We start from the raw sequence: 12600 nt of genomic DNA, 5'->3' as shown, positions 1-12600 counted from the left end.
TTTTTGTTTAGGTCAAAAGCATATAAAACAGAAATATTTTGAACACCTTTAGTTCTAGCTTTTCACGATCATTTTGTAAAATCAGAACTTTTAGAACTACAATTTTTTAACATACCATCAATTACAATAGTAGATCCAGGAGAAACAGTATCGATTCTATTTTGAATGAATTGTTTGATGTATCTGTAGTTATATCCCAACTTTTCTAAAAACCTTGAAATGTTACTAGATGAAAGTCCTATACCCGGAAATTGTTCAGAGAAAAATGAACATTGATATTTTCTATTAATTTCTCTATTAGTGATATTTCCATAAGCTGCTCTAATAATTGCTATTGCATAAATGATTTTTGCATCTGATGGATTATAAACTTTGCAAAGATCTTCAAATACATCTTTTGATAATTTATAAGCAATTTCGGTTCTTCCGAATTGTTTTATGTCACACAAAGCAAAGTTAAGTCTACTTGTTTTAGTTTCTACATATTCAAAGTTTATTATTTCACCGATTTTACCCAGTTCTACTGGATTTTCTATTTTTTCAAACACTTGTTCTTTTAATAACATCATATCTATTTCCATTTTTCTTTACTCTTGTATTTTTTGGCCTATCCACAGCTAATATCTCTTTTGGTATTGGCATTTTTCTTCCTCCTTATATAGTGCTTTAGTCACTATAATTGTATTATATTTTTTGTTCTTTTTCTATAGTTTTTAGCTGTTTTTTAATATATTTTTTTCTGCAAAAATCCTAGGTTTTATCGATATTTTGACAAAATATGCAAAAAAATAGCATTACAGCTATGTTTCAAATGTTAAAAAAATGAAATCAATATTTAATAAGGCTAATTCGTTTAATCAAAATATTTCAAAATGAAATTTAATTAGTATTGATCTAAATAAAAACAATAATGAAAATTGAGAAAATTGAGAAAGTTTAAGAAATTGAGCTGCTTCAAGCCCCTTAAATTTAAATAAAAAATATTGACCAAAACTATTTTTAACAAACAACTTACTTTCTAGATTTGTACAATCTATTTTAAATAAACTCCAAGAATTTGATGATTTACCAATTCATCATGATGATAAAAAAATAGGTTTTACTCATAAAGATTTTTTACAACATATAGCTTCTAAGTTAAAAAATAATCCATTATTTATTAATATAGAAAACGATCTACAATTAGTTGATAATGAAATTGCTAATAAGCATATAAGAGAAGATCCTATAAAATGAAATTATAATGGTATGGAAATTGAACGAAAAGTTAAAATTAACTATAAAGAATATGCAAGTACCGTTTATATTGGTAATGATCATAAAATTTATACAACTAATAAAATTGATTTATCAAATATGAGTGAAATTAAAAAAATAGATAAAATAGGTTATTATTATGATCAACATCTTAGAGTTAGAATTGTAAAAATGCCTACACATTTAACAGAAGTTTCAGAAGATTTACCAACTGAAATAAAAAGTTTAAATAATGCTTTTAAAGGTCATAAAACTAAAACTATTAAAGGTATTGAAAAATGAAAAACTTCCCAAATAGTTAATATGTGAGCAGTTTTCAAAGATGCTGAGATTTTTGATCAAGATATATCAGAATGAAACACTTCAGCTGTAAGTAATATGGAAGAAATGTTTAGTGGTGCTAAAAAATTCAACAAAAATTTAAATTCATGAAAAGTTTATAATGTAACTAGTATGAATAGTATGTTTGATTCTGCACTTGAATTTGATCAACCACTAAATAACTGAGATACACGAAATCTAAAAAAAACAGAGAAAATGTTTCATAAAGCAAAAAAATCAACCAAGATATTAGCAGGTGAAACGTTCAAAAATTAGAAATAATGAACTCAATGTTTCAAGACGCAGAAACGTTTGGAGATGGGCAATTTGTATTGGATGGTGATCAACCAATTATAAATAAATATAATTATAATGATGGATGAAAACTATTTAGTATTAAAGAAGCAAAATGATTTCTTTTTGGTAAAAATAAATTTAAAAACTATTTAAATGAATGAACAAGATATTTTAACCTAAATAACACAAATCATTATGGATTTATTGATGGTAAACGACCAAATATAGGTAATTACTGTGAGATAATAGATACACCAAGTGGACAAACAATTGTTTGATTACACGCTAGTCGCTTACCAACCCAAGTGTGACATTCTGTATCTAGATTAGAATATTAAATTTTAATATTTTATTTGTATAAATAATTTTAATCAAACACCTCAACCCCCCCGCTACCATAAACACGGACTAAATTTTTTGAATATTGTTAGGATAATTAAGCACCTGTACTGTTTGCTGGAGGTATTGTTGAGCTGTCTCCACCACTTGCTGGAGGTGTTGGTGATCCTCCTTCTACTTTATCTTCTTTTTTCTCTTATTTATCTGATTTATCATCTTTAGCTGTGTCGTCTTTTTTCTCTTCTTTATCCATTTTGTCAGCTGGTTTTTTAGCTTCAGTTTTACATGCAACTGCAACTGCACCAGTTGTAGCAACCATTGCAACTGATCCTAAAATTTTTTTCATATGTTTGTACCTTTCATAAATTTAAAATATATTTAGTCCGGATTTGGGGGTTCAGTGGAACTAAGGCGTTAGTGCATAGTCATAGTGGTACTTACTTTTATTCTATTTTTTTTCGTTCAAGCGTTTTACATATTTACTTGACATGAATAGATTTTTATATTGATTAAATACTAGTAAGATACATAAAATTCAGTTTTTAAGATTATAAAATAATATTGAAGCATTAAGAAAGGAGTGTAATGGATGAAAAGTACACACAAAGTTTTATTAGGAATGACAAGTTTATTAGTAACAGCTCTACCAATTTCAACAGTTGTTGCTTGTAGGATTACTCCAGAAATTGCTAAAACGCGTTATCAAAGTGTTTACAATAATTTCAATAGTGAAATTGAAAAAAATATTCAAATTCTAAAAGCTAAAAAACAAGCAATTGAAAATGAAAAAGATGCTACTAAATTACAACAATTAAAAATTGAAAGACAAGCTTGAGTTAAATCAAAAACTCCAGTTTTACAAGAATTAAGAAAAAAAGTTAATGATGAATATAATAAACTGAAGCAAAGCCAGTCAAATTCTAATCAGCAATTATTAAAAATTGTTCACACTAATGACGAACACGGGCGTTTAAAATATGATGAATCTAAGCTTAATAATTATTCAGGTATGCAAGGATTAGCTGAAATTTTAAATAAAAACTTTGACCGAGATTTATTATTATCAGCTGGAGATTTAATTCAAGGATTGCCTTTATCTGATTCAGATAAAGGAATGACAATTTCTAAAGTTGCTCATAAAATGAAATATGATGCAGTTGCAATCGGAAATCATGAATTCGATTGAGGATTACCACATATGTTTGATATTGAAAAAGCAACAGAAGGTATGCCATTTTTATCAGCTAGTGTATTTTGAAATAAAAGAGCAGTTAAAGAAAACGTAAAAACAAAAACTGGAGAGTTAGCTAAAGAAGGAGAAAAAGTCTTTACTCCATATATTGTTAAAGAAATATCTCCAAAAATTAAAGCAGGAATTGTAGGAATTACAACTCCAGATACTGCTTATACTTCAAATCCAAAAAACTCAGTTCATGTTAGATTTGAAGATCCCGTAACAGCTGGAAATAAAGCATTTAGTGAATTAAAACAACAAGGAGTTAACTTTATTGTTGCAATTACTCACTTAGGAGTTAACAGACCTGACACTAGATGAGATGCAAGAGAATTCGCTAAAAAAACAAACGAAGTTGATCTTATTTTAGACGGTCACTCTCATACTTTAGTTCCTCATGAAGAATATGGTAAAATTGCTAAAAAAACTTATCTAACTCAAGCAGAAGCTTATACTAAATATTTAAGTGAATTAGATATTGTTGTTGATGCTAAAGAACAAAAAATAGTTGATATAAAACAAGAACTAAGAACTATTGAATATACTGAACTTTTAGGTGGTAAAAATAATACAATTACTGAAATTAAAGAATTAATTGATAATTTAGAATTAAAATTCAATAAAGAAAATGATGTTGTTGTATTTAATTCTCCTATTGCATTTAAACATGCAGATAATGTAGTAACACAAACTAGTTCAGGAGATGTTACTGCTTGAAGAGGAAGAGTAAGTCAAACAAATTTAGGAGCATTTGCATCTGATGGTATTGCTTGAGAATTTATTAAGAATAATAAAGTGGACAGTGTTAATTATTCTGAAGATAACGTTATTGGTTTAATTAATGGTGGAGGTTTACGCCAAGATATAGCTGTTGGTAATGTTAAAAAACTTGATCTACTTGGAGTTTCTCCATTTGGAAATAGAATTACTGCAGTTAAAGTTAAAGGTTCAACATTAATCGAAGCTATGAAACATGGTGCGTCAAAAGTATTTTCTGGAGGATATGCTCAATATTCATCTAACGTTAAAGCAAACATCAATATTACTAAAGCTGATGGTAATAATAGAGTTTATGAACTTGATGAATCTAGTTTAAAAATCAATGATAAACCTATTAATAAAGAACAAGAATATGTAATTGTAACTAACGATTTCTTATTAATTGGTGGAGATGGATATACAATGTTAGATTACACAAAACACCCAAATGATGTAAAACATGCATATGAAGGTAACGATTTATTACAAGTTTATATTGATTATGGTAAACATATAACAACTAATCAAGAAGTTAAAGATGGTAATTTATTTGAAAAACGTAAAATTCAAGATTACACAGATATTTACCCACAAAACATTATTGTAAATCACAAATTAAATAATTAATTAAAGAATTCCAAAAATATACACTATATTTTTCAGTTAAAATAGCACAAAAACAATTAAAAAATGAAAATTTTTAATAAAAGAGTATGTTTTAGTAATAAAATGTTCTCTTTTTGTTTAGAAACATTAATAAAATTTTTAAAAAATACTTTTAAAAGACTTCTCTTTTATGTTATAATATACTATATAATACACTATAGAAAAGGAGAGATATTATGGCTGTACCGTTAGAAATAAGGCAAGTTCCAAGACCTAAAAATACTATTGTTAAATTAACAGGAAAATCATGAGCTGTTATTCAAAGAATTGGATGTGAATATAAAAATGGTAAGAATTATCCAAAAAATGGGCCTGTCATAGGTCATATAATAAATGGAGAATACGTACCTAAAAAAGAAATATCAATAGAATTAAGACCAAAAAATTATGGTGACTATATGCTTGCTAAGAATCTTTCAAATGATATTTTGAAAGACTTGATGCACGTTTATGGTGTTGAGGGATTTAGAATTTTTGCAATTGCTATTATGAAAACATTAAACCCAGATGCAAATGATTCTTTAATAGAGAAATATTATGAAGAATCATTTTTATCAGTAGATTTTCCAAATATGAAATTATCAAAAAGTACCGTTTCAAATTTTATTTACAAGCTTGGTTGTGACACCAATAAAATTATTGAATTTATTAGAAAAAGGGTTGAAAAAACAAATGCAAATGACCTTGTTGCTATTGATGGTATGCTTAAAAATTACAATAGTAAAATAACATCATTTGGTTCTTTATCATATAAATCGAGAATTAAAAATACAAAAAATATATCAATCGTTACTGCTTTTAATATAACAACAAAAGATATAATTTGTTCTTTACCATATCGTGGTAATTGCGTTGATTTTACTAGTTTTCCTGATTTTTTAGAAAAAACTAATATAAAAACTGGTGTTATTATAGGAGATAAAGGGGTTAGTAATGGTAAAAATATACCAGATCAAGTAGGTTATATATTTCCTATAAAACGTTCTTTGAGTATTTTACATAAACTTAATATTTATGATATGGAAGAAAAATTTAGCAATAAAGACAACACCATTTTTTACAAAAAACTAAAGCATGAAAATAAATTTTATTATGCTTTTAGAGATAATAATAGATTTTCAAAAGAACACAGTGACTATTTAAAAAGTAAAAAATATACAATAGAAAATTATAAAAAACTAAAAGATAAGTTTGGAACTATAGTTTATATATCTAATCAAGATCTAGAACCAATTGATATTTATAAAATGTACAAACAAAGATGAGAAATCGAACTAGTTAACAAGTTTTATCAAGATAACTTGAACCTTAAAGAAGTAAATAAAAAGAGTGATATTTCAATTTATGGAGCAGAATTTATTAAAATGCTTTCTACAATTATTGGTTATAGAATAAAAAATAAATTCGAAGAAAGAGGTATCTTAAATGAAAAAACTTTTAGTGAAGCACTAAAAGTATTTAACTCTTATAAAAAATACAAAATAAATATTATGAGTGGTTCTTGAATAGTTGGTAAAATTTCAAAAAAGGATGAAGAAATGATTTTATCTTGTCTTATATAGTGTATATTTTTGGAATTCTTTAATTAATAATTAATATCATAAAACCTCAAAATCTGAATTGAAATTGAGGTTTTTTATTTTATAAAAAATAGACTAATTTAAGTTTTAAAACTAATTATTATAAAATTATACTAATGGAGGATTTTATGATATTAAAAAACGCTCAAATTGTCTTAGAAAATGAAATTATTAATAATGGTTATGTAATTATTAAAGATAAAAAAATAGTTGAAATCGGTAAAGATTATAAATTAGATGATGCTATTGATTTAGAAAATAATTTTTTATTACCTGGCTTTATTGATTGTCACACTCATGGTGGATATGGTGTTGATTTTGAACAAGGTGATCAAAACAGGTTTAAAATATTTGCTGATAATATCGTTAAAGAAGGAATTACAAGATATGTTCAGTCAACAGTTACTAATGATGATCAAAAAACTGAAACTATCTTAAAGGAATTTAGTGAATTTATGAAACTTAATAATGGAAAAGCTAAATGTATCGGAGCTCATTTAGAAGGACCGTTTATAAGTAAATTTAAAAAAGGAGCACACCAAGAAAATTTATTAAAAGATCCTGATATCAAGTTAGTTGAAAAGTGAAATGAAATTTCAAATAATAATGTCAAAATAATCACTTATGCTCCTGAATTAGATAACACTGAATTTACAAAATATTTACTAAAAAACAATATAATACCAAGTGCTGGTCATTCAAATATAAAAACAGATCAATTTGAATCATATTGTAAATTAGGAGTAAAACATATAACTCATTTATTTAATGCAATGAGTGGAGTTGATCATCACAATCCAGGTTTAGTTGTTAGTGCTTTTAATCATAAAGATATATTGTGTGAAATAATTACTGATACTATTCACTTAAAACCTGAAATTATAAAACTAGTTTATGATCATAAAACTGCAGACAATATTTGTTTAATAACTGATTCAATTAGTGCTAAAGGTTTAGATGATGGAGTTTATCAATTAGGTAATCTAAAAATTAATAAGTCTAATAATCAAGCAAGATTAGTATCAAACAATGCATTAGCTGGTTCAGTTGCTAGTTATGATCAAGTAGTTAGAAATTTTAAAAACATTACTAATATTTCTTTAATTGATTTAATAAAAACAACTTCAATAAATATTTCTAAACAATTAAACATCTATAGTTATACAGGAAGTATACAAAAAGATAAATATGCTGATTTAGTTGTTTTAGATAAAGATTTTAATGTTTTAAAAACAATAGTTGAAGGAAAATTAGTATTTGAAAAGAGCCTTTAAACACCAAATTTAAGGTTCTTTTTTACTTAATAATTTATTAAAAATTAAGTGATTTTTCAAAAGGTAATAAATTTGATAATATTTACATTAAGGGGTACATTAATAAAATATAACTATGTGCCCTCAGTGTTATTAATTAATCTTATATGATTATAAATAAAACACTTAAAAATTTATGAAAGGATAAAATACCCATGGATAAATTAAAAGGTGTTTTTGCCGCTTTATTAATACCATATAAAAAAGATGGTTCAATTGATAAAGAGAGCTTAAAAAAGTTTATTGATTACAACATCGAAGTTTCTGGTGTTGATGGATTATATGTTAATGGATCAACAGGAGAAGCATTCTTATTATCAAATAACGAAAGAAAAGAAATTTTAGAAATTGTTGCTAAACATGTAAACAAAAGAGTTCCATTGATCGCTCAAGTTGGTTCTTTAAATGTTTATGAAGCAATCGAACAAGCTAAATTAGCTGAAGAATTAGGATTTGATGCAGTTAGTGCAGTTACTCCATTCTATTACAAATTTAGCTTAGATCAAATTCTCGATTATTATAGAGAAATTAAAAAAGCAACTAAACTTCCATTAATTGCTTATTACATTCCAATTTTATCTGGAGTTAATTTCTCAATGGAAGCATTTGAAAAATTATTTGCTATCGAAGGTGTTGAAGGAGTTAAGTTCACTGCAACTGACTTATACACTTTAGAAAGAATTAAAGCAAAATTCCCTAATAAATTAGTTTATTATGGATTTGATGAACAACAATTATCTGCATCAATTTACAATATTGATGGATTTATTGGTTCAACATTTAACGTTAATGCTAAAAAAGCTAAACAAATTTTTGAACTTGTAAAACGAAATAAAAATAAAGAAGCATTAGCATTACAAAAAGACGTAAATGATTTTATTGATATAGTATTAGCTAATGGATTATACGCTATATTAAAAGAAATCATTAGACAACATTATCATTTAGATGAAGTATTTTGTAGATTACCTATGACTCAATCAATTTCACAATATGCTGATAAAGCAAAAGAGATTAAAGAAAGATTTTTAGAAAATGACTATTCTTGCAAATGCAGCTAATAAAGGTAGTTTTCATTGAGTCGACTATCTAGTATTAGGAATATACTTACTATTTACTTTAGGTATAGGATTATATTTTAAATTTAAATCTAAACTACAAAAGGCAGAAGGTACAGAAGAGTACTTTAAATCTGGTGGAAAAACACCAGGATGAGTAGCTGGTTTTTCAATTTATGCTACAACACTGTCAGCTATTACTTATATGGCTACACCAGCTAGAGCGTTTTCAACTGACTGATTATTTGCATTCGGAAATTTAACAATTTTTATTGCAACTCCATTATTAATCAGATTCATGATTCCGTTCTTTCAAAAACTAAATGACGTTTCAGGATATGGATTCTTAGAAAAACGTTTTAGTTACTTTTTAAGAGTATTTGCCAGTGTGATGTTTATTTTATTCCACATTGTGCGTGTTGGATTAATTATTTACCTACCAACTATTGCCTTAACAGCTGTTACAAACCTTAACCCATATCTAATTGCTATTTTCATAGGAATTATTTGTGTGGTATCTACAGTATTAGGTGGATTAAGTGGAGTTATTTGATCTGACTTTATTCAAGCTGTTGTTTTAATTGGTGGAATTGTTTTAGCTATTATCTTTGCTTTAGCTAAAATGCCAAACTTAGGAGATGTAAATAACATAATTGTTGACAACGGTAAATTATTACCAAAAGAAGCTATTATTCCACAAAGTTTTGCTAAACCATTTATTTTAACTTTATTCTTCGGACAATTAATTAATACTTTCTATCAATACATTGGAAGTCAAGATGTTGTTCAAAGATATAAATCAAACAAGAGTTTCAAAGAAGTTAAAAAAGGTCTTTGAACAAATGCGATTTTATCATTAATAACTATTTTCTTATTCTATGGAATGGGATCATTGTTATATGCATACTATAACCAAACACTTGGTCTAGTTGGTCCAAAAGAAATTGCGGATAAATTAGGTATTCAAGCTGGTCAAATTTTCCCTTACTTTATTGTTACTGTTTTACCAATTGGTATTAGTGGACTAATTATTGCTGGTATTTATTCAGCATCTATGAGTACTGTTTCTTCATCACTTCACTCAGCTGCAACTTGTTTAGTTCAAGATATTATTGTTAGAATTAAACCTGATATGTCAGACAAAACAAAAATGAACTGAGCTAAAGGAATTATTTTAGGAATAGGAATTTTAGGAACACTTGTTGCAGTTCTATTGATGGTTGTTAAAGCTGATGATATTTTAAACCTATTTGCTGGTATTATTGGATTATTTGGAGTATCTGTTACTTGTATTTATATTCTTGGAGTATTTACAAAAAGAACTTCAAATATTGGAGCAATAATTGGTGGTATTTGTGGATTAATAATTATCGCAGTACCATTTGTATTAACTCAAGCAAAAATAGCTACTAATATTGATCAATTCTACTTTATTATTCTTGCATTCATAGTTTCATTATCAGTTGGATATCTATCAAGTTTCATATTCAAAAATAAAAAAATTAATGAATTAGATGGATTAACTATTCATACTTTCTCTAAACAAGACTTTAATCAAATGGTTGAAGAAGGAGAAAAAGAATGACAAGAAATTAAAGAAAGTGAAAAAGAATGACAAGAAATTAAAGAAAGTGAAAAACAATTCAAAAAAGAACTATTGAATAAAATTAAATCAAAACGTTCGAATAAATAGGTGTTAATATGATTTATGATAAAGTAACAAATATTAAAAAAATATTTAAATATTCACAAAAACATTGATAAAGCAATTAACTTTATTTTAAACAACGATATGAAAGATTTAAAACATGGTATTAATCAAATTGATGAAACATTGTTTTATAACAAATTTGATGTTACAGCTTTAGATGTAGAAAATGCAGTTTTTGAATCTCATGATAAATATTTAGATCTTCATATTCTTGCAGTTGGTGATGAATATATTGGTCACAGATTTGTTGAAGATTTAAATGAAGAAGTTGAGTATAACCAAAAAGACGATTGTTATTTATATGTAACTAAACCTTCAAAAACTATTTATCAAAATACTAAAAGTTTTGCTATATTTTTTCCGTGAGACGCTCATGCTCCAAAAATGAAAGCAAACGAAAAAGAAATTACAAAAGTAGTATTTAAAATCTTATATGATTAATAAGAAATTTCTAGCTATTGATAATAGTGGTACATCTATTAAGTACGGTCTTTTTAACAGTGACTTTGAGCCTATTGAATTATTTAATGTTCGTACAAGACCTTGAAAAAGATGCACTAGTAAAACAAGCAGAACACATTATTAAAAATCATTTATTTGTTGATGGTGTTGCTATTGCAACTGCTGGAGTTGTTGATGAATTTGGAACAATTAAATACGCTAATTCAAATATAAGCTAAAGGAGTTATTATGAATTTAATTGAAAAAATTAACAAAAACAGAGATTTTTTATCACCCCAAGAAGTAAAAGTTTGTGATTATATATTAAACAACATTGCTAATTATAAATCTTTTTCAATTAAGTTTTTAGCAAACAAGTTGAAAGTGCAACCATCAGTTATATCACACACTTTATATAAATTAGAAATTGGTGGATTAAAGCAATTAATTAAAATTTTAGAAAACAATTTTAATTTTTATAAAAGTGAAAACCAAGTATTTTCTAACAATCTTGTAGCTGAGTTTAAAAAACAAGTTAATAAAACATTTAACTCTTTAAACAATGATATTGATATTAATCTAGTTAAAAAAGTAGTAGATGAAATGTTATCAAGTAAAAAGATTATTTTATTTTGTACTGGTAAAACTAAGATATTAGTGAGTTTAATGTTTTTTTGATTATTAGAACTTAACTTAAGAGTTGAAATTTATTCTAATTTGTTTGATCATAATGCTTATGATGTTAATGATGCTTGTGTTGTAGTTGTTTCTGCTTCAGGAAATAATTCTAAAATTAATAGATATTTAAATTTAATAAACAATAAAAACTATAGATCACTTATTGCAATTACATCTTCAACAGAATTTAAATGTGATATTAAACCTACTTATCATTTACACGGTAGTCAAAACCATTTCTTTTTAAATGACAATAAAACCACTCCAATTATTGAAAAATATAAGATCCAATATATTATGGATTTATTGTTTTTAACAATTTTAAATGAAGTGGATCTAGAAAATATTAAGTTTCAAGAAAAAACAAAAACAACAAACGTAATTTAAAAGCATGGAATTATTAAAAGTATCACCTTATTTTGTTAATAACCTGAACTTTTCACGTTCGTGTGACTAGTTTAGGTTTTTATTAATATCTTTCGTGCATTGATTTACATCTTTTTCGGTTATTTTTAATGCAGATAAAATTATTTTTTGAGTCTTGCTTAAACCATAAGAACTTACATATGTTTTATTGAATTTTGCTAACTCCATTTTTGATAATTCACTAAACAATGTATTCACTGTATGATGACCATTTTCAGCTAAAAATTCTTTCATACAATAACTGAAATATGATCTAACAATCAATGCTAAAAATGAAATAAACATTTTTGATTCTAAAACCAATCTATCCTGAACATTAAATTTATTTAAATCAAAAGTGGTCTTAACAGTTGAAAATGCTTTTTCAACAAGATCTCTTTTCTTGTATTGAGTAAGTATAAATTCTAAATCAGAATCAACGTTTGAAACTATTATTGAGAACCCTGCATTTTTGTGAACTTTTTCAAAAACATTTTCTTTTAAAAAAACAACTTTTTGATTATTTTCATCAACATTAATA

12 protein-coding genes and 2 pseudogenes are annotated in these 12600 nt (G+C 25.9%); 11 read left to right on the top strand and 3 right to left on the bottom strand.

The features are described 5' to 3' along the window. Positions 1 to 642, bottom strand: a pseudogene (locus AB668_RS02595) (transposase); the annotation flags it as partial. Between the two features lie 168 nt (positions 643 to 810). Here AB668_RS02595 and AB668_RS06030 point away from each other — a divergent pair. From AB668_RS06030 to AB668_RS02585, 3 genes and pseudogenes are all read left to right on the top strand, one after another. Next, positions 811 to 864: pseudogene (locus AB668_RS06030) on the top strand (hypothetical protein); the annotation flags it as partial. Positions 865 to 1248: 384 nt separating this feature from the next. Further along, complete coding sequence (locus AB668_RS06060; protein ID WP_327138676.1) at positions 1249 to 1854, top strand: BspA family leucine-rich repeat surface protein; 606 nt, start codon at positions 1249 to 1251, stop codon at positions 1852 to 1854. Positions 1855 to 1859: 5 nt separating this feature from the next. Further along, positions 1860 to 2213 carry a hypothetical protein gene (locus tag AB668_RS02585; protein ID WP_050517494.1) on the top strand — a complete coding sequence of 118 codons (354 nt, stop codon included), beginning with the start codon at positions 1860 to 1862 and terminating at the stop codon, positions 2211 to 2213. 197 nt (positions 2214 to 2410) lie between these two features. On the opposite strand, the gene AB668_RS05735 is transcribed toward AB668_RS02585, so the two are convergent. After that, positions 2411 to 2560, bottom strand: coding sequence for a Vmc-like lipoprotein signal peptide domain-containing protein (locus tag AB668_RS05735; RefSeq protein WP_160315006.1), 150 nt, complete (start codon positions 2558 to 2560; stop codon positions 2411 to 2413). A 243-nt stretch (positions 2561 to 2803) separates the two neighbouring features. Here AB668_RS05735 and AB668_RS02580 point away from each other — a divergent pair, with 243 nt between their 5' ends. The 8 genes from AB668_RS02580 to AB668_RS02550 all read left to right on the top strand — a co-directional run bounded on the left by AB668_RS02580 (position 2804) and on the right by AB668_RS02550 (position 12041). Next, positions 2804 to 4834 (top strand): bifunctional metallophosphatase/5'-nucleotidase, encoded by a 2031-nt coding sequence (locus AB668_RS02580; protein ID WP_050517493.1) that lies wholly within the window; start codon positions 2804 to 2806, stop codon positions 4832 to 4834. Between the two features lie 215 nt (positions 4835 to 5049). Next, positions 5050 to 6435, top strand: coding sequence for a transposase (locus AB668_RS05830; RefSeq protein WP_050517492.1), 1386 nt, complete (start codon positions 5050 to 5052; stop codon positions 6433 to 6435). Positions 6436 to 6581: 146 nt separating this feature from the next. Then, entirely contained in the window at positions 6582 to 7727 is a 1146-nt protein-coding gene (nagA, locus tag AB668_RS02570) for an N-acetylglucosamine-6-phosphate deacetylase (RefSeq protein WP_050517491.1), read from the top strand. Positions 7728 to 7921: 194 nt separating this feature from the next. Next, a complete protein-coding gene (locus tag AB668_RS02565) occupies positions 7922 to 8827 on the top strand; it encodes an N-acetylneuraminate lyase (protein ID WP_050517490.1) in 906 nt (301 codons plus the stop codon). Continuing rightward, the gene (locus AB668_RS02560) at positions 8802 to 10517 is read left to right on the top strand and encodes a sodium:solute symporter (RefSeq protein WP_050517489.1); all 1716 of its coding nucleotides are present in this window, start codon (positions 8802 to 8804) and stop codon (positions 10515 to 10517) included. Before AB668_RS02565 ends, AB668_RS02560 begins: the two co-directional genes overlap by 26 nt. A gap of 30 nt (positions 10518 to 10547) precedes the next feature. Then, complete coding sequence (locus AB668_RS02555) at positions 10548 to 10976, top strand: YhcH/YjgK/YiaL family protein (RefSeq protein WP_327138675.1); 429 nt, start codon at positions 10548 to 10550, stop codon at positions 10974 to 10976. 86 nt (positions 10977 to 11062) lie between these two features. Further along, positions 11063 to 11215, top strand: a complete 153-nt coding sequence (locus tag AB668_RS05730) for a hypothetical protein (protein WP_160315005.1) — start codon at positions 11063 to 11065, stop codon at positions 11213 to 11215. A 10-nt stretch (positions 11216 to 11225) separates the two neighbouring features. Further along, a complete protein-coding gene (locus AB668_RS02550; protein WP_050517488.1) occupies positions 11226 to 12041 on the top strand; it encodes a MurR/RpiR family transcriptional regulator in 816 nt (271 codons plus the stop codon). A gap of 66 nt (positions 12042 to 12107) precedes the next feature. On the opposite strand, the gene AB668_RS05725 is transcribed toward AB668_RS02550, so the two are convergent. After that, positions 12108 to 12600 (bottom strand): hypothetical protein (locus tag AB668_RS05725; RefSeq protein WP_082160315.1); only part of this gene is annotated, 493 nt, incomplete at its 5' end.

Source organism: Mycoplasma sp. HU2014 (assembly GCF_001199495.1).
Lineage (GTDB): Bacteria > Bacillota_I > Bacilli_A > Mycoplasmatales > Mycoplasmataceae > Mycoplasma.
Note: the sequence above shows the minus strand (reverse complement) of the source record. Positions and strands in the feature narration are given on the sequence as shown.